The sequence below is a fragment of the Brevibacterium renqingii genome (genome assembly GCF_017808105.1).
GTDB classification, from domain to species: domain Bacteria; phylum Actinomycetota; class Actinomycetes; order Actinomycetales; family Brevibacteriaceae; genus Brevibacterium; species Brevibacterium renqingii.
Genome location: NZ_JADBHF010000005.1, coordinates 183,344 through 210,217, shown reverse-complemented (window position 1 = coordinate 210,217; position 26,874 = coordinate 183,344). Strand labels below are relative to the sequence as shown.

25 protein-coding genes are annotated in these 26,874 nt (G+C 64.8%); 13 read left to right on the top strand and 12 right to left on the bottom strand.

What is annotated here, in order from left to right:
• The first annotated feature begins 68 nt into the window (after positions 1-68).
• Positions 69-1,766: an N-6 DNA methylase gene (locus tag IHE57_RS07230; RefSeq protein ID WP_209372062.1), complete on the top strand. Its 1,698-nt coding sequence runs from the start codon at positions 69-71 to the stop codon at positions 1,764-1,766.
• Here the strand turns inward: IHE57_RS07230 and IHE57_RS07225 are convergent.
• Positions 1,763-2,809: a hypothetical protein gene (locus tag IHE57_RS07225; RefSeq protein ID WP_209372060.1), complete on the bottom strand. Its 1,047-nt coding sequence runs from the start codon at positions 2,807-2,809 to the stop codon at positions 1,763-1,765. The genes IHE57_RS07230 and IHE57_RS07225 overlap by 4 nt on opposite strands.
• Positions 2,806-3,909, bottom strand: a complete 1,104-nt coding sequence (gene ychF, locus IHE57_RS07220) for a redox-regulated ATPase YchF (RefSeq protein WP_209372058.1) — start codon at positions 3,907-3,909, stop codon at positions 2,806-2,808. The genes IHE57_RS07225 and ychF overlap by 4 nt, the downstream gene beginning before the upstream one ends.
• 72 nt (positions 3,910-3,981) lie before the next feature.
• Between ychF and IHE57_RS07215 the strand changes: the two genes are divergently transcribed.
• Entirely contained in the window at positions 3,982-5,178 is a 1,197-nt protein-coding gene (locus IHE57_RS07215; protein WP_209372049.1) for a DNA recombination protein RmuC, read from the top strand.
• 15 nt (positions 5,179-5,193) lie between these two features.
• Here IHE57_RS07215 and IHE57_RS07210 read toward each other — a convergent pair whose 3' ends face one another.
• Positions 5,194-6,273 (bottom strand): 4-hydroxy-3-methylbut-2-enyl diphosphate reductase, encoded by a 1,080-nt coding sequence (locus IHE57_RS07210; RefSeq protein WP_209372048.1) that lies wholly within the window; start codon positions 6,271-6,273, stop codon positions 5,194-5,196.
• Positions 6,274-6,373: 100 nt separating this feature from the next.
• Between IHE57_RS07210 and xseA the strand changes: the two genes are divergently transcribed.
• Both xseA and IHE57_RS07200 read left to right on the top strand, forming a co-directional pair.
• Complete coding sequence (gene xseA / locus IHE57_RS07205) at positions 6,374-7,696, top strand: exodeoxyribonuclease VII large subunit (RefSeq protein WP_209372046.1); 1,323 nt, start codon at positions 6,374-6,376, stop codon at positions 7,694-7,696.
• A 116-nt stretch (positions 7,697-7,812) separates the two neighbouring features.
• On the top strand, positions 7,813-8,052 hold the full coding sequence (locus IHE57_RS07200) for an exodeoxyribonuclease VII small subunit (RefSeq protein ID WP_209325264.1): 240 nt from the start codon (positions 7,813-7,815) through the stop codon (positions 8,050-8,052).
• Positions 8,053-8,123: 71 nt separating this feature from the next.
• Here IHE57_RS07200 and IHE57_RS07195 read toward each other — a convergent pair whose 3' ends face one another.
• Entirely contained in the window at positions 8,124-8,693 is a 570-nt protein-coding gene (locus tag IHE57_RS07195; RefSeq protein ID WP_246475894.1) for a DUF4245 domain-containing protein, read from the bottom strand.
• A 198-nt stretch (positions 8,694-8,891) separates the two neighbouring features.
• Here IHE57_RS07195 and glpX point away from each other — a divergent pair, with 198 nt between their 5' ends.
• The 3 genes from glpX (at position 8,892) to IHE57_RS07180 (ending at position 12,178) form a co-directional block, all read left to right on the top strand.
• On the top strand, positions 8,892-10,016 hold the full coding sequence (glpX, locus tag IHE57_RS07190) for a class II fructose-bisphosphatase (protein WP_209325265.1): 1,125 nt from the start codon (positions 8,892-8,894) through the stop codon (positions 10,014-10,016).
• A 67-nt stretch (positions 10,017-10,083) separates the two neighbouring features.
• Positions 10,084-10,710: a carbonic anhydrase gene (locus IHE57_RS07185; protein WP_209372044.1), complete on the top strand. Its 627-nt coding sequence runs from the start codon at positions 10,084-10,086 to the stop codon at positions 10,708-10,710.
• Between the two features lie 64 nt (positions 10,711-10,774).
• On the top strand, positions 10,775-12,178 hold the full coding sequence (locus IHE57_RS07180) for a class II fumarate hydratase (RefSeq protein ID WP_209372042.1): 1,404 nt from the start codon (positions 10,775-10,777) through the stop codon (positions 12,176-12,178).
• Positions 12,179-12,359: 181 nt separating this feature from the next.
• Here the strand turns inward: IHE57_RS07180 and phoH2 are convergent, their stop codons facing one another.
• Positions 12,360-13,667, bottom strand: coding sequence for an RNA 5'-3' helicase PhoH2 (gene phoH2, locus IHE57_RS07175; RefSeq protein ID WP_209325268.1), 1,308 nt, complete (start codon positions 13,665-13,667; stop codon positions 12,360-12,362).
• A gap of 267 nt (positions 13,668-13,934) precedes the next feature.
• The gene (locus IHE57_RS07170) at positions 13,935-14,696 is read right to left on the bottom strand and encodes an isoprenyl transferase (protein ID WP_209372040.1); all 762 of its coding nucleotides are present in this window, start codon (positions 14,694-14,696) and stop codon (positions 13,935-13,937) included.
• A gap of 103 nt (positions 14,697-14,799) precedes the next feature.
• Between IHE57_RS07170 and trhA the strand changes: the two genes are divergently transcribed.
• On the top strand, positions 14,800-15,585 hold the full coding sequence (gene trhA / locus IHE57_RS07165) for a PAQR family membrane homeostasis protein TrhA (protein WP_209372038.1): 786 nt from the start codon (positions 14,800-14,802) through the stop codon (positions 15,583-15,585).
• A 162-nt stretch (positions 15,586-15,747) separates the two neighbouring features.
• Here the strand turns inward: trhA and IHE57_RS07160 are convergent, their stop codons facing one another.
• Both IHE57_RS07160 and mca read right to left on the bottom strand, forming a co-directional pair.
• Entirely contained in the window at positions 15,748-16,122 is a 375-nt protein-coding gene (locus IHE57_RS07160; RefSeq protein ID WP_209372036.1) for a hypothetical protein, read from the bottom strand.
• On the bottom strand, positions 16,119-17,162 hold the full coding sequence (mca, locus tag IHE57_RS07155) for a mycothiol conjugate amidase Mca (RefSeq protein ID WP_209372034.1): 1,044 nt from the start codon (positions 17,160-17,162) through the stop codon (positions 16,119-16,121). Before mca ends, IHE57_RS07160 begins: the two co-directional genes overlap by 4 nt.
• A 123-nt stretch (positions 17,163-17,285) precedes the next feature.
• On the opposite strand from mca, the gene IHE57_RS07150 reads away from it, so the two are divergent.
• Positions 17,286-17,711, top strand: a complete 426-nt coding sequence (locus IHE57_RS07150; protein ID WP_209325273.1) for a DUF4307 domain-containing protein — start codon at positions 17,286-17,288, stop codon at positions 17,709-17,711.
• A gap of 257 nt (positions 17,712-17,968) precedes the next feature.
• Positions 17,969-18,463, top strand: coding sequence for a transcription elongation factor GreA (gene greA, locus IHE57_RS07145; protein WP_209325274.1), 495 nt, complete (start codon positions 17,969-17,971; stop codon positions 18,461-18,463).
• A 102-nt stretch (positions 18,464-18,565) separates the two neighbouring features.
• Here the strand turns inward: greA and IHE57_RS07140 are convergent, their stop codons facing one another.
• Positions 18,566-20,014 (bottom strand): AI-2E family transporter, encoded by a 1,449-nt coding sequence (locus IHE57_RS07140; protein ID WP_209372032.1) that lies wholly within the window; start codon positions 20,012-20,014, stop codon positions 18,566-18,568.
• Positions 20,015-20,078: 64 nt separating this feature from the next.
• Between IHE57_RS07140 and IHE57_RS07135 the strand changes: the two genes are divergently transcribed.
• The 3 genes from IHE57_RS07135 to IHE57_RS07125 all read left to right on the top strand — a co-directional run bounded on the left by IHE57_RS07135 (position 20,079) and on the right by IHE57_RS07125 (position 23,611).
• Positions 20,079-20,999 carry an SGNH/GDSL hydrolase family protein gene (locus tag IHE57_RS07135; protein ID WP_366933884.1) on the top strand — a complete coding sequence of 307 codons (921 nt, stop codon included), beginning with the start codon at positions 20,079-20,081 and terminating at the stop codon, positions 20,997-20,999.
• Complete coding sequence (locus tag IHE57_RS07130; protein ID WP_209372030.1) at positions 20,996-21,676, top strand: Maf family protein; 681 nt, start codon at positions 20,996-20,998, stop codon at positions 21,674-21,676. The genes IHE57_RS07135 and IHE57_RS07130 overlap by 4 nt, the downstream gene beginning before the upstream one ends.
• A gap of 123 nt (positions 21,677-21,799) precedes the next feature.
• Positions 21,800-23,611, top strand: a complete 1,812-nt coding sequence (locus IHE57_RS07125; protein ID WP_209372028.1) for an acetyl/propionyl/methylcrotonyl-CoA carboxylase subunit alpha — start codon at positions 21,800-21,802, stop codon at positions 23,609-23,611.
• A gap of 26 nt (positions 23,612-23,637) precedes the next feature.
• Here IHE57_RS07125 and IHE57_RS07120 read toward each other — a convergent pair whose 3' ends face one another.
• The 3 genes from IHE57_RS07120 to IHE57_RS07110 form a co-directional block, all read right to left on the bottom strand.
• The gene (locus IHE57_RS07120; protein WP_209325278.1) at positions 23,638-24,918 is read right to left on the bottom strand and encodes an RNA polymerase sigma factor; all 1,281 of its coding nucleotides are present in this window, start codon (positions 24,916-24,918) and stop codon (positions 23,638-23,640) included.
• Entirely contained in the window at positions 24,918-25,259 is a 342-nt protein-coding gene (locus IHE57_RS07115; protein ID WP_209372026.1) for a YciI family protein, read from the bottom strand. Before IHE57_RS07115 ends, IHE57_RS07120 begins: the two co-directional genes overlap by 1 nt.
• Before the next feature lie 141 nt (positions 25,260-25,400).
• Entirely contained in the window at positions 25,401-26,825 is a 1,425-nt protein-coding gene (locus tag IHE57_RS07110; protein WP_209372024.1) for an NAD(P)H-quinone dehydrogenase, read from the bottom strand.
• Between the last annotated feature and the right edge of the window lie 49 nt (positions 26,826-26,874).

Below are 26,874 nucleotides of genomic sequence, written 5' to 3'. Positions count from 1 at the left end.
ACGATCCGGACGTGACCAGGACGTTTCAGGAGTTTAAGCAGGCATCTAGACGAGGTAGACGAACACTTATGGCCATTGCTCGCGAGATCACCGACGAGAAGCGCCATGGGCAGCACTACACGCCCGCCGAACTCGCTCAATTCCTCGCGGCAAAGGCGTTCGGCAACCTCGTCGACGGACGATCCCAGCTCACGATCGTCGACCCTGCGTGCGGCGACGGAGAACTGCTCATCGCTGCGGCAGAAGCGGCGACGACAGCCGGGTATACGGACGGCATCACACTCATTGGCTTCGACATTGACGAAGACGCAGTTGCCGTAGCGAAGGCCCGAATAGCAGACGCGGGTCTCGACGCAGAGATCACCCTGGGCGACTTCCTCGTACATCAACGGTCGATGCCCTCGAACTCGGTGGACCTGATCATTACCAACCCACCGTACGTACGCACGCAGCATCTCGGCCAAGACGTAGCTCGCCTCCTTGCGGCAGAGTTCGGCCTCACGGGTCGAGTGGACCTGACGCACCCGTTCGTGGCCGTGGCCGCGCGACTGCTTCGGTCGGATGGCGTACTCGGTTTGCTGTGCTCGAACCGGGTCCTTACGACTCTTGCTGGTGAAAATGTTCGCCGAGCCTTTATGCGCGACGAGCTGCGTGTCCGCCAGCTCTACGACCTGGGGGACACCAAGCTCTTCAAGGCGTCAGTGCTTCCGGCCGTGATCGTCGCCAGTAAGTCCGGGCCTACGGATAAGCCGGCGCGCTTCGTTAGCGCATATGAACGGCCTGCAGTCGAGGGCGCGACGACACAGCCGCTCTTCACAGCACTCGACGGATCGGAATTCAGTACCGCCCTGCACAACGGCAAGCAGTACGAGATCAAGGTCGGGACGCTAGTTCCGCCCGCGGACACCAAGACTCCGTGGAGATTGTCAGCGCCAGACTCGGACCGATGGATGGAGGAACTCGAGCGGGGGACGTGGAAGGTTTTTGGCGACATCGCCAAGATCCGCGTCGGCATTAAGACCACGGCGGATAAAGTATTCCTCGGCGAGAACTGGGACGATGCGGCCCCAGAAGTCGAGGATGAGTTACTCCTTCCACTAATCACGCAGAACAACATCACACCGTGGCGCATAGCAGAACACCTCCAGATGAAGGTGCTCTATCCGTACGACCTCACTTCTGCCAAACGCCGGGCACTGGACCTTGAGACGTGGCCAGGAACGAAGGCCTATCTCACCAGCCACGAGGAGCAGTTACGCGGACGGAAGTACGTGATCGAAGGCGGTCGCGAATGGTGGGAGATCTGGGTCCCACAGAAGCCTTCCCTGTGGGCAAGCCCGAAGATCGTGTTTCCCGACATCAGCGAGTTCCCGCGCTTCGCCTTGGACACTACCGGCGCAGTCGTCAACGGCAACTGCTACTGGATCTCAATGGACGACATCGCCGACGAGGATCTCGTGTACCTCATGCTTGCGGTCGCCAACTCGAGTTTGGGTCTGCGCTTCTACGACGAGGCCTGCGGCAACAAGCTCTACTCCGGCAAGCGGCGCTGGATCACCCAGTACGTCAAGCGCATGCCACTACCGGACCCTTCGACGGCCGAGTCCCAGCGAGTCGTCAGCCTCGCGCGTTCCCTCGCGTCAGAAGGCGAGGTCAGTCGGGCGCTGGTCTCAAACCTCGATCAGGCAGTTGAAGACGCCTTCATCGCATCTGCGTCCGTCAACCAGTCGCCTGTTGGCGACGATTTGCCGACGACCCTCTTCTAGACCTCGAACCAGGCCCTGGGCAGGCGCAGCTGAAGCTTCTTGTTCGAGGTGAGACCGCCGAACTGCCGGTACTCCTTGAAGAAGTCAGCACCTGTCGTTACCACCAGGCTCTCGATAGTGAAGCTGGTGCCGTTCCGTGCCGCGTAGAAGATCGCATAGCGAACATCCCGCACATCGAGGACGCCACTGGCCGAGGCGAGAGGTGTATCCGAGCCAGGCAGTTCCAATCCCAGGTCGACGGTGCGGGCGAGCTGGAGCTTGACCTCGACGAGCTGGGACAGGATGTCAGGGAATTGACCGTTATCCGCGAAGCCCACGGCACCGAGCCGCTCACTGGCCTCACGGTGAACCACCGTTCCGCGATTGCGCTCCTGGACGATGCCCGGGTCAACGTAGGTCTTGCCAACCATCGGCATCAGCAGTCGGTAAACCTCAGCGACAGCTAGGAAGCCACCAGCCTCAGGCTGTACAACTGGGGAGACCGGGGCTGCATGAGTCGAGGGGCGCAGCCTGTCGATCACGTGATCGGTGTCGGAGGCAGACACCAGCACGGAGCCAGCGGAATCATCCACCCTGGCTGCCTGGAACTTCGAGGTCAGCTTGCCCGTGGTGTCGTACTGCGCAAGATCAGCGCCCGCCACGACACGGACGTCGATGATCTCGCCATCGCGCAGAATCAGAATGATGTACCGGCGCTCGGCATCGACCGCCTCGTTCCAAATCTGCAGGTTGTTGGCCTGCTGTGCATAGACATCGGCTGCTGGGTGCGGAAGACGCGGGTTGACGTGCTTGAACGAGCGCGGCGGTGTGTACCCAAGAGCAGAGCAGACGATGCTCTTGGCGACGTTCGCACGGGTCTTGACTGCCAGATCAGCAAGGTCAACCCGGCCGATGAGTTCCGCCCGGAGGATCGCTTGGAGTTCCTCAGGTGTGTAAAACAACTCGGAGTCGGCGGTCGCCGGCTCGTTGTACAGGTCGACGCCACGATCGGCGATCCTGTTGCGCACTTCAAGGGCGTGCGCGAGCGCCTCGCCGACGCTCACTTCTTGCCCCCAGAGGTTAGTCCGCTACGGAACTCCACCACATCTCCGTCGACCATGACGTAGTCCTTGCCTTCCATACGGACCTTGCCGGCAGCCTTCGCGGCAGCCATCGAACCGTTGGCGTCGAGAGCGTCGAAGGACACGACCTCGGCCTTGATGAAGCCCTTCTGGAAGTCGGTGTGGATGACACCGGCCGCCTCGGGGGCGGTGGCTCCCTTCGGGATCGTCCACGCCCGGGATTCCTTCGGGCCGGCGGTCAGATAGGTCTGCAGGCCGAGCGTGTCGAAGCCGACGCGGGCGAGCTGGTCGAGTCCGCTCTCTTCCTGTCCGGTCGATTCGAGCATCTCCCGGGCCTCGTCCTCGTCGAGTTCGGCGAGTTCGGATTCGAACTTCGCATCGAGGAAGATCGCCTCGACGGGGGCTACGAGGGCCCGCATCTCGGCTTTCCTGCCCTCGTCGGCAAGCACTTCGTCATCGACGTTGAACACGTAGAGGAAGGGTTTGACCGTCATCAGCTGCAGCTCACGCAGCGCACTGACGTCGAAGTTGTCGGCCTGCATCGCCTGGTAGAGGGTCTTCCCGCTCTCGAGGATCTCGGAGGCGGCATCGATCGCGCTCAGCTGCTCAGCGGGTGCGCGCTTGCCCTTGACTTCCTTCTCGATCCTGGGCCGGGCCTTCTCCAGGGTCTGGAGATCGGCGAGGATGAGCTCGGTGTTGATCGTGTCGATATCGTCGCCGGGGCTGATCTTGCCGTCGACGTGGACGACATCGTCATCGACGAATCCGCGGATGACCTGGCAGATGGCGTCTGCTTCGCGGATATTGGCCAGGAACTGATTGCCCAGGCCCTCGCCTTCGGAGGCGCCGCGCACAATGCCGGCGATGTCGACGAAGTCCACGGTCGCATTGAGGATCTTCTCGGAGGAGAAGATCTCCGCCAGTCGCGTCAGTCGCGCATCCGGCAGGGGCACGACACCCACGTTCGGTTCGATCGTCGCGAACGGGTAGTTCGCGGCGAGAACTTGGTTCTTGGTCAGTGCGTTAAACATGGTCGACTTGCCCACATTGGGCAGTCCCACGATTCCAATAGTCAGAGCCACGGTATCCCAGTCTAGCCGTCGCCGAGGTGGTCCTCGAATTCCCGTGTCCGTGCCCTCTGTCACCCTGGATCCATGAACGCTTTCCCCGCATCTGGTGTCATCGTCGCTTTCGTCGTGGCGATCGTCTTCGCCGCTGCCCTCGGCTTCCTCCTCGGACGCACACTCACTCGGTCGCGCTACCTCGAACGACTCACTCGTGCCGAGACGACCTCGCGCATTCTGTCCGAACGAACCGAGGACCTCGAGGCCGATGCGCAGATGGCCGGAGAGATCACCGCGGCCATCGGACCGCTGGCGGCGAGCGTGAAGAACCTGCAGGAGAACCTGCACTCCCAGGACCGGACGCAGATCGAACAGATCACACGCCTGAACTCTCAGATCGGTCACTTGAGCCAGCAGAACCTCCGTCTGCAGGAGTCCACCGGTTCATTGGTCAACGCTTTGAACTCGACCACTCACCGAGGCGACTGGGGCGAGGTGCAGCTCAAACGCATCGTCGAGTACGCCGGCCTCCTCCCCCACGTCGACTTCGACACCCAGGTGACCGCGAACCGTGACGGCAAGCGCCACCGGCCCGATATGGTCGTGCACCTGCCCGGCGGCGGAACCATCGTCATCGATGCGAAGACGCCGCTGTCGGCGCGCATGAGCGCCGACGCCAGTGACTCCTCCGCCGACGGTACGGAGGGCGAAGACCATGCCAGGGCGCTGCTGCGGCATGTCGATGCCCTGGCGTCGAAGGAATACTGGAAGTCCTTCGACTCCTCCCCCGACTTCGTCGTCTGCTTCGTCCCCACCGATGGCCTGCTCTCGTCAGCAGCTGCGAGCTATCCGAAGATGATCGATCATGCCCTGGGCAAGAACGTGGTCCTCGCCTCGCCGGCGACCCTGTTGGTGCTGCTGAAGACCGTAGCGCTCAACTGGCGCCAGGCCGACATGTCGACCTCGGCGACGGAGGTCCTCAGGCTCGGCACCGAACTCTACGAACGAGTCGGCACCCTGATCACCCACGTCTCACGAATGGGGTCCAGTCTCGACCGCTCCGTCGAGGACTACAACCGATTCGTCTCATCACTCGAATCACGGTTCCTCGTGACCGCACGGAAGTTTCCGTCCACGGGGATCGTCGCCGAGGAGCTCGATGCCGTTGCGGAACTCGATGTGCGCTCGCGCGGCGTCAGCGCCGAGGAGCTCACACGACCGCGGTCGATGTCCTTCGATGATCGCGGTCCCGCCGATCTGCGTCATCGGCATACGGGAACGAGCTGAGAGCCGAGAAAGCCCTCAGACGAGGTCGTGGCTGCGGTCGGCGCCGTCTGCACGGTTCGACGTCTTCCGCCCGGCCGCTTTGAGGTCTCTGCGCAGCTCCTTCGGCAAGGAGAACATGAGGTCCTCCTCGGCGGTGACGACCTCTTCGACGGCGTGGAATCCGTAGTCGGCCAACAGCTGCAGCACGTCCTGGACCAGGTTCTCAGGCACGCTTGCCCCGGAGGTGACGCCGACAGTGGCAACGTCGTGGAACCAGGTCTCGTCGACTTCGCGGGCGAAGTCGACGCGGTGTGCCGCCTTCGCCCCGTTCTCGAGGGCGACCTCGACCAGACGCACGGAATTCGATGAGTTCGCCGAACCGACGACGAGCACCAAGTCCGCTTCGGGCGCGATCTTCTTCACCGCGAGCTGCCGATTCTGGGTGGCATAGCAGATGTCATCACTCGGCGGATCCTGCAGCTGCGGGAAGCGCTCGCGCAGAATATCGACGGTTGCCATGGTCTCGTCGACGCTCAGAGTGGTCTGCGAGATCCACACGAGCTTCGCGCCTGCGGGCACTGCGACGGTGCGCGCCTCCTCAGGGCTCTGCACCAGGGTGATGTGCTCCGGTGCCTCCCCCATGGTCCCTTCGACCTCTTCGTGACCGGCATGGCCGACCAGCAGAATCCGGAAGCCGTCGCGAGCGAAGCGGATCGCCTCCTTGTGCACCTTCGTCACCAGGGGGCAGGTCGCATCGATCGTGGCCAGGGAACGCTCGGCCGCCTCGGCGTGGACGGTCGGAGAGACGCCGTGGGCAGAGAATACGACGCGTGCCCCTTCCGGCACCTCGTCGGTCTCATCGACGAAGACCGCACCGCGTTCGGACAGGGTCTCGACGACGTGTCTGTTGTGCACGATCTCCTTGCGCACATAGATCGGGGCACCGTAGTGTTCGATGGCGCGTTCGACGGCGATCACCGCCCGATCGACTCCCGCACAGTAGCCGCGCGGGGCGGCCAGCAGGACTCGCTGCTCGGTGCCGTCAGGGGTCCGGATCTCCTCCGGAGCCAGGCGCTGACGCGGAATCGTCGGGGTGGGAACGGATACGGCGGTCATCCCTCCAGTCTAGGCCGGGGATGCGGGCAGCGCCTAGGATTCGAGAAGTGGGCTGCGTCAGTGGCGTTCGTTAGGCTTGGAGATCGGAAGGGGACACACCATGGCGCAACGAATCTCCGGCACTCCCGGAACACTCGGCGAAACCGTCGAGCCGAGGGAGCTCGCGGCCACCGCAGCCGAGACCACGGCGGAGAACCCGTGGCCGCTGAGTCTGCTCTCGTCGAAGATGAAGTCCTATATCGACCGCATGTCGAGCGTGTGGATCGAGGGGCAGGTCGTCGAGCTCAACCACCGCGGCAAGGCCAGCTATCTCACTCTGCGCGACTCCGACGTCGAAATGTCCCTGCCTGTGCAGATCTGGAGGAACGTTCTCGAACGCACCGGTGCCCCGCTGACCGAGGGCAGCCATATCGTGGCCAATCTCAAGGCGGACTTCTGGACCAAGACCGGTCGCCTGACGATGCGCGCCAACGACATCCGCGCCGTGGGACTGGGTGAGCTCCTCGCCCGTCTCGAGCGCTTGAAGAAGCAGCTGGCGGCAGAGGGGCTCTTCGACCCGAGTCGGAAGCTGCGGCTTCCGTTCCTGCCGAATCGGATCGGACTCATCACCGGCCGTGATTCGGACGCGCAGAAGGACGTCGTGCGCAATGTCCACCTGCGCTGGCCCGCCGCGGAGTTCGAGATCCGCAACTGTGCCGTGCAGGGCCCCGATGCGGTGCCCGGTGTGATGAAGAACCTCGCCGAGCTCGACGAAGATCCGCAGATCGACGTCGTCATCATCGCTCGCGGCGGCGGCAGCATGGAGGACCTCCTGCCGTTCTCCAACGAAGCCCTGGTCCGCGCCGTATCCGCTGCACGGACCCCTGTCGTCTCGGCCATCGGGCACGAGGCTGACCGTCCCATCCTCGATGAGGTCGCCGACATGCGCGCCTCGACACCGACGGATGCGGCCAAACGGGTCGTGCCCGACGTCGCCGAGGAGGGGATGAACCTCCTGCGGGCGCGGGCCGAACTCGAAGCGGCGGTCAACCGCATTCTCGACCGGGAGCAGGAGATGCTCACCGCCGTGCGCTCCCGTCCGGTGCTGGCCGAACCGCAGACACTCATCACCGCGCACGAGAACGAATTGACGACGATCCGCCGTCGCGGCCTGCAGGCGGCGAACGGACTGGTCATCCAGGCCCAGAACGAGATCCACCACCTCCGCTCGCACGCGCGGTCCCTGTCACCGTTGCGCACCCTCGAACGCGGCTACGCGGTGGTGCAGACCGACGCCGGCCAGGCCATCCGCAATGCCGCAGACGTCGCGGAGGGAGACACGGTGCACGTCCGTGTCGCCCAGGGACGCTTCGATGCCGAGATCACCGAGACCACCCCTGACAGCTCCGAAGCCGAGGACACCGGCCCCGAGTCCGGAAGCTGACAGACGAGCCGAAGGAGCAGACAGTCGCAAAGCGCAGCGTCACTCCATCGGCCGCGAACTGAACCAGTTCATCCACCCCGCCACCACACAGTTCCGCCGCTATGAAGGAGACACCGATGACCGAACCCGCCATGCAGCAGGATCAGCCCGATATCAGCACGCTCAGCTACGAGCAGGCCCGCGAAGAGCTCGTCATGACCGTCAAACGACTGGAGACCGGCAATCTGCCGCTCGAGGAGTCGCTGCGGCTGTGGGAACGCGGCGAGGCATTGGCCGATCGCTGCCAGTCCTGGCTCAACGGAGCCAGGGAACGCCTCGACAAGGCCCGCGAGGAAACCGCCGCCGACACCGAGTGACCGCAGGCACCGCGACCCGCGACTCAGCCGGCCGCGCGACTCAGCCGGACGCGCAGCTGAGGCGGACGCGGTCACTTCAGTTGCGCGGCCACCTGATCGGCGAAGGAATTGATCGTATCCGGGGAAGCTGTCGCAGTGATGACGACGTACACATCGTCCTTGTGCGTGACCCAGTATTCTTTCGCTTCGTCGGTGCGATAGACCTGGAAGTCGACTCCGCCGACGGTCACGGTCTCAGCGGCGACGGCACCGTCGGTGCTCTTCTTCGCCCAGTTCTCGCTCGCCTTGGCCTGTTCGATGCTCACCCACTGGTCCTCGGGACCGATGAATGACATGTACCACGAAACGTATTCGGAGTCATTGAACCGATCGAGGCTGGCCTCGTTCGCCGACCATCCTCTGGGGATCTGTGGGACGATCAGATCGAAGTCGGCATTGCCTTCGGACTGCTCGGCGATGCCCTGGTAGTCGACGACACGTTCGGAGTCGACCTCCGGCTGCGGCGCGATGAACAGGATTCCGACGACAACCGCCAAACAGGCGAGGATCGCGATGATCATGTTGACCCAGTTCGAGTTCTTCCGCAGGAAACGCATCTCTTCCCTGGAACCCGGGAGCATGACTCCGGACTCGTCAGACATGGACTCTCCCCTGGGACCCGGTTCCGTGACGTTCACGGCCGTCTGAGATCCCTTCGCATCGGTGGCAGTTCGGACATTCACAACGCCATTGTCCTCGTCCCGCGCGCGTAGGGCCAATCCCCGGCGCGCCGAGGTGGTCGAGACCACAGACCATGCCGCTGTCCCTGGTCTCGACGGCGGAGTGGCACAATTGGAAGCATGAGTGACTCCATAGAGAATCCTGACGTGAAATCTCATCATGACCGTGGCCGGGTCGACGACGAGGCTCCGCCCGTCGCAGTCACCGACTCCTGGTCCCAGCAGGCGCAGGTCGGAGCCGATGCTCCCGACCGCAACCTCGCCCTCGAGCTCGTCCGAGTCACTGAGGCCGCAGCCATCGCCGCCGCTCCCTGGGTCGGCCGCGGCGACAAGAACGCCGCCGACGGCGCTGCCGTCGCAGCGATGCGCAACGTCATCTCCAGCGTCCGCATGGCCGGAACCGTCGTCATCGGCGAAGGCGAGAAGGATGAGGCGCCGATGCTCTTCAACGGTGAGCAGGTCGGCGATGGCGGCGGCGCCCACTGTGACGTGGCCGTCGATCCGATCGACGGCACCAGCCTGACCGCCCTCGGCATGCCCAATGCGATCTCGGTCATGGCCGTGACCGAGGACGGAGCGATGTACGACCCCTCCGCCGTGTTCTATATGGAGAAGCTCGTCACCGGCCCAGCGGCCGCCGACGCTGTCGACCTGCGACTGCCGATCGCCGAGAACATCCGCCGCGTCGCCAAGGCGAAGGGGACGAAGGACCCCACCTCAGTGACCGTGATGATCCTCAATCGTCCGCGCCATCAGCAGATGATCGACGAGATCCGCGCAGCTGGCGCCCGCATCCAGCTCATCTCCGACGGTGACGTCGCCGGCGCCATCGCAGCCTGCCGTCCGGGTACCGGTGTCGACATGCTCATGGGCATCGGCGGCACCCCTGAGGGCATCATCACCGCGTGCGCCATCAAGGCCCTGGGCGGAGTCATCCAAGGCCGCCTGTGGCCGCAGGACGACTCCGAGCGCGAGGCGGCTGCGAAGGCAGGGCTCGACGTCAATCAGGTGCTCAGCACCGATGAGCTCGTCACCGGCGACAACTGCTACTTCGTCGCCACCGGGGTCACCAACGGCGACCTGCTCGACGGGGTGAAGTTCCAGGGCGGCCATGTCACCACTCATTCGCTGGTCATGCGTTCGAAGTCCGGCACCGTCCGTCAGGTCTTCGCCGAACATCAGGCCGCGAAGACCCACTCTTACGTGGAGGCCGCTGAGGAGGCCGCGCGACGCGGACTCATCTGACCTCCCCGGCCGGACCCGAACCCGGGTGCGACTCTCTATCTCGACATCGGAAGCAGGTTCGATAGCGATGCCCAATCAGGCTTGGAATCGACTCTTGGAGGGAAATCGGCGGTTCGTCGACGACGTTCCGCAGCACCCCAATCAGGACACAGCACGACGTGAGGCTCTGTCGAACGATCAGAAGCCCTTCGTCACCCTCTTCGGCTGCTCGGATTCCCGAGTCGCCGCCGAAATGATCTTCGACGTCGGTCTCGGAGACATGTTCGTCGTCCGCAACGCCGGCCAGGTCGTCGATCCCGTGACGCTCGGCTCGCTCGAGTACGGAGTCGAGATGCTCGGCACTCCCCTGCTCGTCGTCCTCGGCCACGACAGCTGCGGCGCTGTGACAGCGGCGTACAACTCCTATGACTCCGGGGAGACTCCCCCGGGCTTCATCTCAGACGTCGTCGCCCGCCTCCTGCCCACCGTGGCCAGGGCCAGGAAGAACAATCGCACCACGGTCAACGAAACCGTCGCTCAGAACACCATGGACACGGTCGACAAGATCATGCAGCTGTCGACGATCATCAAGACAGCAGTCGACGAGGGACGACTCATCATCGTCGGACTCACCTATCAGCTCCACGACGGTCATACCACCGTCGTCGCCCAATACGGAGGCAACGAGGCAGCCGTCTCGAGCTACGCCTCCTGACCCCGGCCGCCTCGGTCGTCGACGTCACCGACATCATCCCGCCAGCTCAACGGAAAGGACAGCAATGAGCGAAGAGTTTCGCATCGAACACGACACCATGGGTGAGGTCAAAGTCCCCAAAGACGCCCTCTACAGCGCCCAGACGCAGCGCGCCGTCGAGAACTTCCCGATCTCCGGAAAGACTCTCGAATCGGCTCATATCGCCGCTCTCGCACAGGTGAAGAAGGCCGCGGCGAAGGCCAACCTCGAACTCGGCGTCCTCGACCAGGCGCGGTCCACCGCCATCCAGAATGCCGCCGATGAGGTCATCGCCGGCAAGCACGATGAGCAGTTCCCGATCGACGTCTTCCAGACCGGCTCGGGCACCTCGTCGAATATGAATACCAACGAGGTTCTGGCCTCGCTGGCGACCAAGGCGCTCGAGTCCGATGGCATCGACGTGCACCCGAACGACCACGTCAATGCCTCGCAGTCCTCGAATGACGTCTTCCCCACCTCCGTCCACCTGGCTGTGACGAAGGCGCTCGTCGGCACCCTGATTCCTGCAATGGAGACCCTCGCCTCCTCACTCGAGAAGAAGGCCGAGGAGTTCTCCTCCATCGTCAAGTCCGGCCGCACCCATCTCATGGACGCCACCCCGGTGACGCTGGGCCAGGAGTTCGGCGGCTATGCCGCGCAGGTCCGCTACGGCATCGAGCGCATCGAGGCTTCCCTGCCCCGCATCGCCGAGGTGCCGCAGGGCGGAACCGCGGTGGGTACCGGCATCAACACCCCCGACGGCTTCTCCTCCCGCGTGGTCGAGATCCTCGCCGAGGAGACCGGCCTGCCCATCACCGAGGCGCGCAACCACTTCGAGGCCCAGGCCAACCGTGATGGGCTCATCGAGGCCTCCGGCCAGCTGCGGACCATCGCCTACGGCTACATGAAGATCTGCAACGATCTGCGGTGGATGGGGTCGGGTCCGAACACCGGCCTCGGTGAGATCGCGATCCCCGACCTGCAGCCCGGCTCCTCGATCATGCCCGGCAAGGTCAATCCCGTCATCTGTGAGGCCACCATCCAGGTCGCCGCCCAAGTCATCGGCAATGACACGAGCGTGTCACTGTCGTCGACCAATGGAGCCTTCGAGCTCAACGTCGGCATTCCGGTCATGGCGTCGAACCTGCTCGAGTCGATCCGCCTGCTCGCGAACTCCTCGACCGTCATGGCCGAGAAGATGATCGACGGTCTCACTGCGAACGAGGAGCGCGCCCGCTTCCTCGCCGAGGCGAGCCCATCCATCGTCACCCCGCTGAACAAGGTCATCGGCTACGAGGCAGCCGCGAAGATCGCCAAGCACGCGGTGACCAACAAGATCACGGTCAAGGAGGCGACGATCGCACTCGGCTTCGTCTCCGACGGCTCGATCACGGAGGCCGACCTCGACAAGGCACTCGACGTCACCACGATGATCGGCGACTACAGGTAAGCACTCGGCCCGCCGGTGCAGCACACGGCGCCCGGACGAACACGTCCGGGCGCCGTTTCGTGCCTCAGGCCGAGGAGCGTAACGCCGTTTTGTGGTCGCAGAACCGAGGCCGACCGGCGGATTCGCGCCGTTTCCCTCGGCTCTGCGACCACAAAACGGCTGCACCGCCGCCGGGCGCTGTTCAGGCTCGGAAGGGGTCGAACTCCTCAAGCACATCGGTGACCAGGGCCGCGATCTCCGAGCGCTCCGACCGGGTCAGCGTCACGTGGGCGAAGAGGTCATGGCCCTTGAGCTTCTCGATCACCGCGGCGATGCCGTCGTGGCGGCCGACCCTCAGGTTGTCCCGCTGAGCGACGTCATGGGTGAGCACGACCTTCGAATTCATGCCGATGCGTGAGAGCACGGTCAGCAGCACATTGCGCTCCAAGGACTGCGCCTCGTCGACGATGACGAACGCGTCGTGGAGCGAACGCCCCCTGATGTGCGTCAGCGGCAGCACCTCGAGGATCCCACGGTCGACCACCTCGTCGATGACGTTCTTGCTCACGAGGGCACTCAGAGTGTCGAACACCGCCTCGGCCCACGGGTTCATCTTCTCTCCCTCGCTGCCCGGGAGGAACCCGAGGTTCTGGCCGCCCACCGCGTAGATCGGTCGGAAGACCATGATCTTCGAGTGCTGGTTCTCTTCGAGGACCTTCTGCAGACCGGCCATGAGGGCCAGCGCGGACTTCCCCGTTCCGGCTCGCCCTCCCAAGGAGACGATTCCCAGCGCATCGTCGAGGAGCATGTCGATGGCGATCCGCTGCTCCGCCGAACGGCCATGGACCCCGAAGATGTCGCGGTCCCCGCGCACCATGCTCACCCGATTGCCTGGCTGCACCCTGCCGAGGCCCGATCCGCGTGGAGAGGTGATGACGAGTCCGGTGTTGACGATCTCGTCCGACACTGCGTCGGTGACGACCGATCCCGAGTCGTAGAGTTCGCTCATCTGCTCGTCGTCGAGTCCGAGCTCGCTCATCCCGGTGAAGCCCGAGTCCGTGGCGAGCTCCGCCAGATACTCTTCGGCGTGCAGGCCCAATGCCGATGCCTTCACACGCATCGGCACGTCCTTGGTCACCACGACCACATCATGGCCCTGCGCGGAGAGATTGCGTGCCACAGCCAGGATGCGGGTGTCATTCTCCGTGCGATCGAATCCGACCGGCATGGTCGAAGCGTCGATGTGGTTGAGTTCGACGCGCAGCGTTCCGCCCGCCTCGCCGACGGGGATGGGCTGGTCCAAACGATCGAAATCCGACCGGAAGTCGTCGAGGATGTGCAGAGCCTTGCGGGCGGTGAAGCCGAGTTCCGGGTGGTTGCGCTTGCCCTCGAGCTCGGAGACGACGATGAGTGGGATGACGACATGGTGTTCGGCGAAACGCAGAAGCGCACCGGGATCAGAGAGCAGCACCGATGTGTCGAGGATGTAGGTGTGGACGTTTTCAGCCATGAGGACCTCTGTGGCGTGAGTTCCGCCGAGATCCGGTTCAGACATCCCCCGATCTCGGGTTGGTGTCGACCAACTACTGCCAACCTAACCCGGTTCGATCCTGGGTTGGGTACCGGCACGCGCGTTCGGGGAAGTCGTCATCGTGAACTTCGGCTGAACGGGCGAGATCCGTGCAATCCGAGGAATCGCGACGCGCCGGACAAGCGGACCGTGCCGCATCTGGTCCGAGGACCCGAGCCGTACCCGGTTCGAAATCCGAAGAAGCCCCTACTTGCCGAACCGGCGTTGCCGCAGCCCATAGTCGCGGACGGCCCGGAGGAAGTCCGTGCGGCGGAAGTCCGGCCAATAGGCTTCGCAGAAGTAGAACTCGGAATAGGCGCTCTGCCACATCAGGAACCCCGAGAGCCGCTGCTCCCCGGAGGAGCGGATGATGAGATCCGGATCGGGCTGGCCCTTGGTGTAGAGATGTTCGCCGATCTGCTCCGGGGACAGTTCGGAGATGATCGTCTCGAGATCCGTGCCAACGTCGGTGCGAGCGCGCAGCAGGGACCTGACCGCGTTGACGATCTCCTGCCGACCGCCGTAGCCGACGGCGACGTTGACGCGCATCGGGCTGTCGGAGTCCGTGGTCACAGCTTCCAGCCGGGACCGCAGGTCCGCCGGGACGATTTCGAGATCACCCACCAGCTGCACTCCCACGCCGTCGAGGGCCGCGATCTTCTCGACCAGATCGGAGATGATCTCGATGAGGATCGACACCTCCTCGGCCGAACGCGCGAGATTCTCCTTGGACAGAACGTAGAGAGTGACGATCTCGACGTCGATCTCCGAGCACCAGCCGAGGAATTCGACGATCTTCGCGGCCCCCGCCCGGTGCCCGTCGGCAGTGGTGGCCCCGAACTCCTTGGCCCAGCGACGGTTGCCGTCGGTGATGACACCGACATGGCGGGGAACCGGCACCGACTTGTCGAGCTCGCGTTTGAGCCGTCGCTCGTACAGCCGATAGAGCAGGTTCACCGGTCGCGCCACAGCTGTCCTCTTTCGCGTTGATCGCAGGTAGCTTCGAACACTTTACAGAGTACTAGCCGACGATGCTGAATGAGCCCCCAGGACCGCTCGCTACCATGGAGGCATGAATGCTCCGGTCACCGAATCCTCACCAGTCGTTTCCGACGGCTCCCGTGCCGATGGCCCACCAGTGCGGGAGACCATGCCTCCGGCCTATCCCGTGCACATCGCCCGCCGACGCTCCGCTCTGCGTGCCGAGCTGACCAAACTCGCCGGGCACGTGAAGCCGAAGCTGCGCGGGTGGTTCCACGCCGGCGCGTTCCCGCTGGCGATGCTCGGCGGACTGGCGCTCGTGATCATCTCCCCCACGGTCGAGTCGCGCATCGCCGCAGCGATCTTCGCGATCACCGGAATGCTGCTCTTCGGCACCTCTGCCGTCTACCATCGCGGCCGCTGGCGCACCCGAGCCCGTCTCATCCTGCGCCGCCTCGACCACGCCAACATCTTCCTGATCACGGCCGGAACCTACACTCCCCTGGCCGTGCTCATGCTGCGGACCGACCAGGCGATCCTGCTGCTGTCGGTCCTGTGGGGAGCCGCTGCGCTCGGCACCGCCTTCCGCACGATCTTCACCACCGCGCCGAGGTGGCTCTTCGTTCCCATCTATGTCGGCTTCGGCGTAGCCGGGATCGGCTACATCCCCCAGATCTGGGCGGCGAATCTCGCCGTCGGCCTCCTCGTCGTCATCGGCGGCGTCTGCTATATCGCCGGGGCCGTGATCTACGGCATCAAACGCCCGAATCCCTCCCCGAAATGGCTGGGCTTCCACGAGATCTTCCACATCCTCACGATCTTCGGCTACGGCTGCCACCTCGCGGCACTGATCGTCGCGGCCGTCGCCGCCTACTGAGTCTCGTTTCGGCGCCGTCGCAGATGCGTCGCGCCGCTGCCGCCGGCGGCGCGCACTTCCCTCGAACGGCAGCGGCGAACGGCAACGTGGAAAACCCGGCACACCGCACAGAGAAGGGCGCGATCACCTTATGGTGATCGCGCCCTTCCTCTCGACAGGGTCTCAGGCTCGTTCGTCCGGAGGCTGCGAATCGTCCGTGGGCCTGCCATCGGCTCGGCCGGCATCGTCTTCACCGGATTCGGTCTTCGAGATCGCCGTGTCGGACGAGTCCTCGGTCGCCGAAGCCTGCTCAGGCTCGTCAGGTCCCGACAGCGTCGACTGGTTGGGGACCACATGCCTGCGCAGGGGAATCGGGTACGCGTCGCTGGCGCCCGAGCGTGCCCGCACACGGCGAACCCGGCGGAGAGCGTCGCGGATGAGGAATATCACGCCGATGACCACGGCGAAGGTGACAAGGAACCCGATCGTCCCCGGTGTCACCAAGTCCGGATCCGGGGCTCCGCCGGGGGTCGATTCGGGCGTGGACGCGAGAATCATGCGTGGGAGTCGCTTTCGCTCATCGTGGCGGCATCTGCTGTGGCCGATTCCGGATCGGTCGCGGGATCAGCGGCCGCCTTCTCCGTGTCGGGAGTGTCCGGGAGCATCCCGGCATCAGGAACGCGACGGCCGTCGTCGAAGGTCACACTCGCGAAGAGATCGTCCTCCTGGAAGTCCACGCCCGGAATCAGCGGGTCACGCCCCGTCCGGTCGACGGCCAACTCGAACTCCTCCGTCGGCCAGTAGGTGCGCGCAGCCTTGCGCGACGCCGAGAAGAATCCGCCTTCGGGATCGATCTGTGTAGCGTGCGAGAGCAGCGCCCGGTCCCTGGCACCGAAGAATTCGGCACAGGCGATTCGTGTGCTCAGCCAATTGCTGCGCTGCTTGTCGCGCTTCTTGAAATCTTCGAGATGCTCTGCGAACGGGGATTCTAGGCCTGCTTCGGTCATCTTCTCGTGGATCGTGATCCACTTCTTCGCCGACAGGTCCTGGTTGTAGTAGACCTTCTGCACCTGCCAGGCCTCGCCGAGTTCGGGGTGAACCGCCTCGTCCGCGGCGGCTGCGACGGCGGCCATGGTCACCGCATGATTCTTGATGTGGTCGGGGTGCGGGTACCCCCCGAGTTCGTCATAGGTGGTCACCACCTGCGGACGGAAGGTGCGGATGATGTGGACCAGCGGCAGCATGGCCACCTCGTCGGGGACACGGTAGAAGCAGCCGGGGGGCGTCTGGTTCTCGAAATCGCCGTCGGGCAGCCCCGAGTCGACGTGACCGACCCACACGTGTTCGGCACCGAGCGCGGCAGCCGCGGTCGCCATCTCCTCACGCCGCAGACCGGCGATATCGCGACTGGCCTTCGGACTCTGCAGCAGGGCGGGGTTGAGGATGTCTCCGGCTTCGCCGCCTGTCATACTCGCAATGAGGACTCGTGCTCCCAGCGAAGCGTACTTCGCGCTCGTGGCCGCACCCTTGGAGGATTCGTCATCGGGGTGGGCATGGACCGCCAGCAGGCGCAGCCCATGGTACGGAAGCGAAGTCATGTCCTAAATGTCCCTTTCGATTCAGCCGGGTGGCCTTCCGCTGCCGGAGTTGCGGCTGACATGATCACCGGCAGAGGATCGACTACTCTAGGTTAGTGCGCGAAGTTCTTAAAGAGGAATTCAATGACTGAGGTAACAGTGGCCGAACCACTGCACGATGATCGTTACGGACGAGCCCGGAAGCCCAAGCGCGGTCTGAGCCGCAGGGCGAGGATCATCGCCGCCATCGTCCTCGTCGTCGCGATCGCGGTCATCGCCTTCTGGGCATTCCGCCCGCAGACGAGTCCCACGACACCGCGGACCCTCGAATATTCGGTTGTCGACTCCTCTTCAACACAGGTCAGTGTCGGAATATTTCCTGATCGGGAGCGCGATGTGCACTGCACCGTCCAGGCCACGAACGAGCACGAAGCGGTCGTCGGCTTCACCGAGGTGACCGTTCCCGCCGATCCGAACGCCGATCCGAACTCGCCGAAGCAGATCGACGTCGACCTGGCCACGACGCAGCTGGCCTCGTCGGGGCACGTCGACTCCTGCTGGTTCGAGTAGGTCCTGGTTCGAATAGGCCCTGGTTCGAGCAGGACTCCCGCCGGTTGAGCAGCGAGGCGATTCGAACAGCTCTCGCACGCCTCCGGCCTCTGTCGCGTGTTCCTCCGCCTCGACGCCGCAAACGTGACCGAGATCATCGTGTTTCCGCTCCGATGCGTTACACTGTAGTTTCATTCAACTTCCGGGCGTGCCCATACGCCCGGTTTTTTCGTTGCCTGACACGCCCGTCAGTGCACCGAACCGAAGAAGGAGAAGTCATGACCGAGGAAGTCACCCAGGAAGAGACATGGTTGACCCAGGAAGCCTTTGACCGACTGTCGAAGGAACTCGAGCATCTCTCCGGACCGGGTCGTGCAGAGATTGCTGAGAAGATCGAAGCCGCCCGCGACGAGGGTGACTTGAAGGAGAACAGCGGTTATCACGCAGCTCGTGATGAGCAGGGCAAACAGGAAGCGCGCATCCGCCAGCTCGAGGTGCTGCTGCGCAACGCGAAGGTCGGCTCCAGCGAGAGCGACGGCAAGACCGTGGCTCCAGGCTCCGTCGTCAACGCCACAGTCGCCGGCAACTCGATGCGGTTCCTGCTGGGCAACCGCGAGATCGCCGGAGACTCCGATATCGACGTCTTCTCGGAGAAGTCGCCGCTCGGCGCCGCTGTGATCGGCGTCAAGGCCGGAGAGACGAGCTCCTATGAAGCGCCCAACGGCAAGACCATCGAGGTCAAGGTCGATTCAGTCGAGGCCTTCACCGGCTGAGTCCGAGTGCTCGGCCGGGTCGGGGCGCTCCGCGTTCCTTCGGCACGTACAGCAGTGGGCGGGAGGTCTCTCCCGCCCACTGCTGTATTCGCTTCACTCCATTCACTTCCCCCGGCCGCGGGCGCCCTTCGGTCCGGCCCCGCTCTCCCCCGGGCCTCCGGAGTCCTTCGCAGAGTCTGCGGACTCCGCTGCGGAGCCTCCGTCCGCATCGGCAGGCGGACCGGCTTCGGAGCCGACGGCGGATTCGCCGCTTCCTGCGGCGGAACGGTCAGGCGACGGCTGCGCACCCGCCGGGGCCTGCTCTGCCTCGACGTCACTCGGCGGAGCCCCGGCTTCCTCGGAGCCGTTCGCTCGTGCGATATAGCCGACGACGCTGTTGAGCACCGCCACCAGCGGCACTGCGAACAGGGCGCCGACGATGCCGAAGAGGAACCCGCCTCCGGTGACCGCGAGGATCACGGCCAACGGATGGACGGACACGGCCTTGCCCATGAGGAAGGGCTGCAGCACCTGACTCTCGATCTGCTGGACGGCGATGACGACGGCCAGCATGATGATGGAGCTGACCAGCCCGTTGGACACGAGAGCCACGAGCACGGCCACGGCTCCGGAGGCGATGGCGCCGACGACCGGGACGAAGGACGTCAGGAACACGAGCAGGGTCATGGGGATGACCAACGGGATGCCGAGGAAGGCCGCACCGATGCCGATGCCGATGGCGTCGACGGCCGCAACGAGGATCTGCACGCGCACATATTGGACGAGGGTGGTCCATCCGCGCAGTGCTGCTCCGGTGGCGACCGGGCGGGCCGGCAGCGGCAGCAGACCCATCACCCACTTGAAGATCTTCTCTCCGTCATAGAGGAAGAAGAAGGTCGTGAACAGGCACACTGCCATCCCCGTGAGGAAGGTTCCGACCGAGGAGGTGGCCTCCAAGGCACCGCCGAGGAGCTGGCTGCTGTTGTTCTGGAAGAAATTCGTCGCGGTGCTGATTCCCTCGTCGATATAGCCCGAGATCGTCGAGGAGTCGATGCCGAAGGGACTCGTGGCCAGCCAACTGCTGATTCCCGAAACACCGGCGATCACCTGTTTGACGAGATCGGGCATCCCGGAATAGATCTGCTGACCGACCAGGCCGAAGAGCCCGAGCACGACGACGATGAAACCGACGAAGGCGATCGCCGCGGCCCCACCGCGGGGAAGACCCTTCTTCGCCAACCATCCGGTCAGAGGGGCGAGCAGGGCGGCGAGCAGCAGCGCGATGAGCACCGGCAGCACGACGCTGGAGATCTTCGACAGCAGCCACAGAGCCACGCCGAGGGCGACGAGGACGAGGAGAGAACGCCACGACCAGGCCGCGGCGAGCTTGAGTCCCGGGGACACGTAGGGCTGAGCCTCGGCTTCCATGCGGCTGAGAGCGATCGCTTCTGGACTGACTCCCTGGGAATCCTCGGCCTGAGGTTCGGACCGGGAGGAATCCCGTCCTCGACGGAACGTCTCCCATGCCCCTCGGAATCGGTTCGGGGAATGCTGCTGATCGTTTTCGGTCATGGCTCAACAATAGTTGTTGATGCGCTGACAAAGGTGCAATGATGACGCCTGAGGAGGGATTTCCGTGGGAAAACGCATGATCTGCGCTCTCGCCACCATGGGCGCGACGGCGGTCGGCGCCGGAGCGTCGGCAGCCGGTCTCCTCCGCCACCAAGCAGGATCGCTGCGCAGAGCCTTCGATGACGACGAGAACCGTCGTCATTCCATCTTCGCCGAGGCGATCGCCGCTCCACGTCATCGCGACGATGACGATTCGGCCGCGCTGGCCATCATCGGCGACTCCTGGCTGTGCGGGGTCGACGTCGATCCCGAACATGCCCCGCCCACGCTCATCGGCCGCGGACTCGCCCGCATGCTCGGCACCACCGTGCGGGTGCAGACCACAGCACGCCCCTCGGCCCTGTCCGACGACCTCCACCGACAGGTCGATGAGATCCTCCGTTCGCCGTGGCTGTCACGGCAGCTGTCAGACCAGTGGATCGAATCGCGCCGTTTCGCGATCATCTCGATCGGCACCGGCGACATCATCCATCCGATCCAAGCGACGATCGGCATCCCCGTCCTCAATCAGGCCATCAATCGGCTGCAGCGCGAGGGCCGGTACACGGTCTTCGTCCTCGTCTGCCCCAACCTCGGAGGTCTGCCGGGCCTGCGCGATCCGCTCAAGACCTCATTGCGGCGGACCTCCCGCGTCCTCGCCGGCTCCCAGTGGCTGGCGGCGCTGGCCGCGCGTGCGGTTCCGCTGCGGGCGACGAATTCGCTGAGCGGGACGACCAGGAAGTCGCTGCTCAGCGAGTCCGGCCGATTCCCCAGCGAACTCGGATATGCGCAGCTGTCCTCGACCCTCCTGGCCGCGATCGCCGAGCGCATCGAAGCCCCCGTCGTCGTCGACCGCAGCCTCGATGTGCCCGAGAAGGGCGAGTCGGCACGCCGCCATGATCTCGTCCCCGACCCCCAGCCGAGCCCCCCGGCGGCCGCTTCATGATCCCGGTCGTCCTCGCCTCGCAGTCGCCTGCCCGCCGACAGATCCTCACCGGTGCCGGGATCGACCCGATCATCATCGTCTCGGAAGTCGACGAACGTGCCATCGAGGCCGGATTCACCGGTACCGTCGCCGACCTGACGACCTCACTGTCCGCGGCGAAGGCCCGTGCGGTCATCGAGCGCATCGTCGCAGCCCCTCCCCCGGACATTCCCGATAACGACTCCCTCGTCGTCATCGCAGGCGATTCGCTCCTCGAATTCGAGGGGCGGGCAATCGGCAAACCGGAAACGGCCGAACGGACGCGCTCCGTGTGGTCCGAGATCGCCGGCCGGTGGACGCAGCTGCATACGGGGCACACGGTCGCCCTGCTCTCCCAGGCGCCCGACAGGGTGAACGGAGGAGACGGGAGCCTCGAGCTCCGCGCGATCCGCTCGCGCCGGTCGACGACCTCGGTGCTCATCGGATCCCCGAGTCCGAACGAGCTCGAGGCCTATATCGCCACAGAGGAGCCCTTCCAAGTGGCCGGAGCGCTGACCATCGACGGCTTCGGCGGCGCCTTCGTCGACCGCCTCGACGGCGATCATCTCACCGTTCTCGGACTCAGTCTGCCGGTCGTGCGCGAACTCGTCAGCGACATGGGCCTGTTCTGGCCGGATCTGTGGTCCCGCGCGGACTAGAATCGGTGCAGACCGCCGGACACGCCCGAGGACATTGAAGTTTTCGCTGGAACTTTTTATCGCTGTCCTACAAAGCGTTGGTCTCGTTCTCTAAATTGTTCTGTGATCATACAAAGGAGCGCCATGACCACAGTCCTCCCCGACACGACGACCACGCTGCTGCGCACCACTGTGCCTACCGCGGCCGTCAGCCGAATCCTCGTCGCGAACCGCGGTGAGATCGCTCTGCGCATCATCCGGGCCGCCCATGACCTCGGCATCAAGGCCGTCGCCGTGTACACCCGCGCCGACTCCGACGCCGATTTCGTCGACCTCGCCGACGACGCGTGGCTGCTGGACGGTTCCGGAGCCGGGGAGACCTATCTCGATGTCGAGAAGATCCTCGCACTGGCCAAACGCTCCGGAGCCGATGCGATCCACCCGGGCTACGGCTATCTCGCCGAGAACGCGATCTTCGCCCAGTCCGTCATCGATGCAGGGCTGACCTGGATCGGCCCTCCCCCGGCTGCCATCGAGCTCCTCGGCGACAAATCCGGTGCCCGGGCTGTCGCCGAGGCGGTCTCCGCGCCCGTCGCGCCCGGCTCCGACGGTGCCGTGGCTGATCTCACCGAAGCCGCTGAAATCGCCGATCGCATCGGCTTCCCAGTCGTTGTCAAAGCCGTCCACGGCGGAGGCGGACGCGGGTTCCGAGCATGCGCGTCCGCCGCAGACCTCGAAGCCGCCTACACGGCTGCGACCCGTGAGGCCAAGGCTGCCTTCGGCCGTGGCGAGTGCCTCATCGAGAAGCAGATCGTGCGTCCGCGTCACATCGAGACGCAGTGTCTGGCCGACGCCCATGGCAATGTCCGCGTCGTGTCCACCCGCGACTGCACCCTCCAGCGTCGCAATCAGAAGATCGTCGAGGAGGCGCCCGCACCCTTCCTGTCGGCCGAGCAGGAGAGCATCGTCTCCGAGGCCTCCGCACGACTGCTCTCCCATGTCGGCTACGTCGGTGCCGCCACCTGCGAGTTCCTCCTCGGAGAGGACGGGACGATCATCTTCATGGAAGCCAATGCGCGCATCCAGGTCGAACACACCGTCACCGAGGAGATCACGGGAGTCGACCTCGTCGGCTGGCAGGTGCGCATCGCCTCCGGCGAGTCGCTGCCAGATCGGTTCCCGGCCGTTCGGGGCCATTCCTTCCAGTTCCGGATCAATGCCGAGGACCCCACCACGTTCTTCCCCGCCACCGGCACCGTGAAGAACTACCGCGCTCCCTCGGGTCCGGGCGTGCGCCTGGACTCGGGCATCGGTGAGGACAGTGTCGTCGGCACGGATTTCGACCCGATGCTGGCCAAACTCGTCGTCACCGGATCCACCCGCGACGAGGCGTTGGCCCGTGCCCGTCGCGCACTGTCCGAATACCGCATCGAGGGAGTATCGACGCTGCTGCCGCTGCATCGCGTGATCGTCTCGGAGAAGGCCTTCGCCACCGATTTCGAGGTCTGGACCAATTGGCTCGAGACCGCCTTCGACAACCCGCTCGCCGATCCGCAGACAGGAGATCCCATGAGTACTCCGACCGACAGCTTCAGCGTCGTGGTCGAGGTCGATGGCCGTCGGATGACCGTTTCGGTCCCCAAGGACGTCATCTCCGACCTCGGTCATGTCCCCAGCCCCACCGTGCCGCGTCGCAAACGCAATCTCAGCAGCCGCAAGGGTGCGAAGATCGCCGATGACTCGAACGCGCTCAATGCTCCCATGCAGGGCACCATCGTCTCTATTGCCGTTGCAGCCGGCGACACGGTCGAGGCCGGCGACACTCTGGCCGTGATCGAAGCGATGAAGATGGAGCAGCCGCTCAAGGCCGGTCATTCGGGCACCGTCTCAGAGGTGCTCGTCGAGGCTGGTGCCGCAGTGAAGACGGACGAGACGATCCTCCGCTTCACATCCTGAGAGCATGTGCCGAGCCATCGCCCGGGTCACCGATCGAGGTCGGCGACCCGGGCGATGATGTATTCGGATTCGGCCTCGTTGCCCGGACACTCGAGCGCTCGGGCATAAGCCGACTCGGCTTCCGCGGCGCGGCCGAGGTCGCTCAGGGTGATGGCCCGAGCGATGTGGAATGGTCGATGACGCAGCAGCTGCGGTTCGTCGGCGAGTTCGTTCAGCGCCTTCAGCGCCGGCTCGGGACCTGCAGCCTGCCCGAGTGCGATCGCTGTGTTGAGTGCGACGACCGGCGACTGATCGACGTCGGAGAGCAGACGATAGAGCACGAGGATCTGCGGCCAGTCGGTCTCATCGAAGCTCGGTGCCTCAGCATGCAGGGCAGCGATCGCCGCCTGGATGGTGTAGGTGCCCGAACCCGTCTCGCCGGCAGCGCCGCGCACATAGTCGAGTCCCTCGGCGATGAGACCGGAGTCCCAGAGCGCGCGGTCCTGTTCGGCCAGCGGGACCGGGGTGCCGTCGGCGCTCACGCGAGCCCGGGCGCGGGCGTGAGTGAGCAGAAGCAGGGCGAGCAGTCCGCGCACTTCCGTCTCCTCCGGGAGGAACTGCGACAACAGCCGAGCCAGCCGCATCGCCTCCTCCTGCAGGTCCACCCGTGTGTGGACGTCTCCCGCAGTCGCGGTGAAGCCTTGGGTGAAGATGAGGTAGACGACCCGCAGCACCCCCGGCAGGCGCTCGACGATACGGGCAGGTTCGGGCCTGCCGAAGGGAATGCCGGTGGTCGTGATCCGCTTCTTGGCACGGACGATCCTCTGCTGCATCGTCGTAGTCTCGACGAGGAAGGCCGCAGCGATCTCTGCCGTGGTCAGCCCCGAGAGGAAGCGCAGGATGAGGACGATCCGTTCGTCCTCGCGCAATGTCGGGTGGGCGCAGGTGAAGAACAGTCCAAGCCGTTCATCGGGGATGTCGGCGAGATCCATTGCTTCGGCGAGGCCGATCGCGTGGTCTTCATGGTCGCCTCGCCGCAATCCGTCCTCGATGTGCAGACGAGAGAGATGGCGAATGCGGACCTCATCAGCCCGGATGAGGTCGATCGCACAGTTCCTCGCCGTGGCCATCAGCCAGGCCTGAGGGCGGTCGGGCACGCCTCGACGGGGCCAGGTCTCGACCGCGCGGAGGACGGCCTCCTGGAGAGCCTCCTCCGCGAGGTCGAAGTCGCGGAACCGGTTGACCAGTGCCGCGAGCAGCCGCCCGTGGTCCTCCTCGCCGAAGACGCTGAGGACACGGGCGACCGATTGGGGCACCGGACGGGCCATCAGTAGTCCGCGACCGGGCGGACCTCGATGTGTCCGGTCTTCGCCCCCGGACTCATCTTCGCCCACGCGATCGCCTCATCGACCGAATCCACATCGATGACGTAGCTTCCGCCGACGAACTCGTTCGATTCCGCGAACGGTCCGGAGGTGACGATCGACTCGCCTTCGGACTCGCTGACGCGAATCCCGAATTCGGGGCCTTCGAGGGCGAATCCGCCGACGACGATGCCCGCCTCGGTGATCTTCTCGTCGAAGGCCATGAACTCGCTCGGGTCCGCACCTCCCGTCTCCCCGCACTCGGGGTCTTCGGTGCGTCCCATGAGCAGAAGTGCGTATTTCATGTCCCTCTCCCTGTCTTCGACGATGTCGTGCCGGACGGCCTGACACCATCATGACGGCCGGGCAGCGCCGAAATCGACAGGTGAGGGGAACAATCTCTCCTATTTCGTCCGGCAGGGTTCTTATGCCCCCTGCCGGGCGGCTCAGAGGTGGCGGTGGAGCTTCCGTGCCGCTTCGGTCAGTGACCCGCTGACGGAAGGATAGACGACGAACGAGGCGGCGAGCTGGTCGACTGTGAGTCGGTTCTCCACGGCCATCGTGATCGGCAGGATGAGCTCGCTGGCCCGCGGCCCGACGACGACTCCGCCGAGGATGGAGCCGGATCCGCGCCGAGCGAAGATCTTGACGAAGCCGTCGTTGATGCCCAGCATCTTCGCCCGCGGGTTCGTGTCCAGAGGCAGCATGACAGTGTCGATGTCCGTCGGGTTCTCCCGGTAGTTCTGCTGGGTGAAGCCGACGGTCGCGATCTCGGGCGCGGTGAAGACGTTCGAGGCGACATTGCGCAGCTTGAGCGGCTGCACGGCATCTCCGAGAGCGTGATTCATCGCAATGCGCCCCTGCATCGCGGCCACCGACGCCAGAGGGAGCACACCGGTGCAGTCTCCGGCCGCATAGATCCCGGCCCGGGAGCTCCGCGAGACCCCGTCTACGACGATATGACCGGAGTCGCTGACACGCACACCGGCCTTCTCCAGTCCGAGGCCCTCGGTGTTCGGGATCGAGCCGACGGCCATGAGGCAGTGGGACCCCTCGACGCGGCGGCCGTCGGCTAGCACCACCTCGACGCCGGCCTCGGTTCGGGTGACGGATGCGGCGCGGGAGCGGGAGAGGACGTTCATGCCCTTGTTGCGGAACACGAACTCGAGCACGTCTGCGGCGTCCTCGTCCTGGCCCGGCAGGACCTTCTCCCGGGAGGACACGAGCGTCACCTCGGTGCCCACGGCACAGTAGGCCGAGGCGAACTCGGCTCCGGTGACACCGGAACCGACGACGATGAGGTGCTCGGGCAGCTCATCGAGATCATAGAGCTGAGTCCAGGTCAGAATCCGCTCACCATCGGGCTGGGCGGTCGGCAGCTCACGCGGGTGGGCTCCGACGGAGAGCAGGATCGTCGAGGCATCGAGCGTGTATTCGGTGCCTCCGGTCTCGACGACGTGGACCTGATCCCGACCGGCGAGGGTGGCCCGGCCCTGGATGACCTTGACACCGGACCGGATGAGGCCCTCGTAGATATCATTGGCCTGGGCATCGGCCAATGCCAGGATGCGCTTGTTGACGGCCTTGAGATCGGCGGTGACCCGAGGCACATCGGCCTCGGTGGTCTCGTCATTCGAGATCCGGATCCCCAGACCGTCCGAGCGACCGATCTCGTCCATCATCTCGGCAGTGGCGATGAGCGACTTCGACGGGACGACGTCGGTGAGCACGGCGGAGCCGCCGCAGCGGTTCTGCTCGATGAGCATGACATCGGCACCGAGCTGAGCCGCGACGAGCGCGGCCTCGTAGCCGCCGGGACCGCCGCCGATGATGACGACACGATCTGCAGTGGATTGAAATTCTGTGTTCACAATGTGATTGTCTCAAATCGCCCCGGCGCTGGCGAATGGCCGGGGGCCG

Bases quoted from the DNA above. Each gene is read 5' to 3' on its own strand.
- IHE57_RS07120 (WP_209325278.1), bottom strand. From the start codon at position 24,918: ATGGCCCGTCCGGTGCCCCAATCGGTCGCCCGTGTCCTCAGCGTCTTC.
- mca (WP_209372034.1), bottom strand. From the start codon at position 17,162: ATGACTTCGCTTCCGTACCATGGGCTGCGCCTGCTGGCGGTCCATGCC.
- IHE57_RS07125 (WP_209372028.1), top strand. From the start codon at position 21,800: ATGACCACAGTCCTCCCCGACACGACGACCACGCTGCTGCGCACCACT.
- IHE57_RS07150 (WP_209325273.1), top strand. From the start codon at position 17,286: ATGACTGAGGTAACAGTGGCCGAACCACTGCACGATGATCGTTACGGA.
- IHE57_RS07210 (WP_209372048.1), bottom strand. From the start codon at position 6,273: ATGACCGCCGTATCCGTTCCCACCCCGACGATTCCGCGTCAGCGCCTG.
- IHE57_RS07115 (WP_209372026.1), bottom strand. From the start codon at position 25,259: ATGAAATACGCACTTCTGCTCATGGGACGCACCGAAGACCCCGAGTGC.
- IHE57_RS07160 (WP_209372036.1), bottom strand. From the start codon at position 16,122: ATGATTCTCGCGTCCACGCCCGAATCGACCCCCGGCGGAGCCCCGGAT.
- IHE57_RS07130 (WP_209372030.1), top strand. From the start codon at position 20,996: ATGATCCCGGTCGTCCTCGCCTCGCAGTCGCCTGCCCGCCGACAGATC.
- IHE57_RS07195 (WP_246475894.1), bottom strand. From the start codon at position 8,693: ATGTCTGACGAGTCCGGAGTCATGCTCCCGGGTTCCAGGGAAGAGATG.
- IHE57_RS07230 (WP_209372062.1), top strand. From the start codon at position 69: ATGGCCATTGCTCGCGAGATCACCGACGAGAAGCGCCATGGGCAGCAC.
- IHE57_RS07215 (WP_209372049.1), top strand. From the start codon at position 3,982: ATGAACGCTTTCCCCGCATCTGGTGTCATCGTCGCTTTCGTCGTGGCG.
- IHE57_RS07185 (WP_209372044.1), top strand. From the start codon at position 10,084: ATGCCCAATCAGGCTTGGAATCGACTCTTGGAGGGAAATCGGCGGTTC.
- glpX (WP_209325265.1), top strand. From the start codon at position 8,892: ATGAGTGACTCCATAGAGAATCCTGACGTGAAATCTCATCATGACCGT.
- greA (WP_209325274.1), top strand. From the start codon at position 17,969: ATGACCGAGGAAGTCACCCAGGAAGAGACATGGTTGACCCAGGAAGCC.
- IHE57_RS07200 (WP_209325264.1), top strand. From the start codon at position 7,813: ATGACCGAACCCGCCATGCAGCAGGATCAGCCCGATATCAGCACGCTC.
- IHE57_RS07140 (WP_209372032.1), bottom strand. From the start codon at position 20,014: ATGACCGAAAACGATCAGCAGCATTCCCCGAACCGATTCCGAGGGGCA.
- phoH2 (WP_209325268.1), bottom strand. From the start codon at position 13,667: ATGGCTGAAAACGTCCACACCTACATCCTCGACACATCGGTGCTGCTC.
- IHE57_RS07180 (WP_209372042.1), top strand. From the start codon at position 10,775: ATGAGCGAAGAGTTTCGCATCGAACACGACACCATGGGTGAGGTCAAA.
- xseA (WP_209372046.1), top strand. From the start codon at position 6,374: ATGGCGCAACGAATCTCCGGCACTCCCGGAACACTCGGCGAAACCGTC.
- trhA (WP_209372038.1), top strand. From the start codon at position 14,800: ATGAATGCTCCGGTCACCGAATCCTCACCAGTCGTTTCCGACGGCTCC.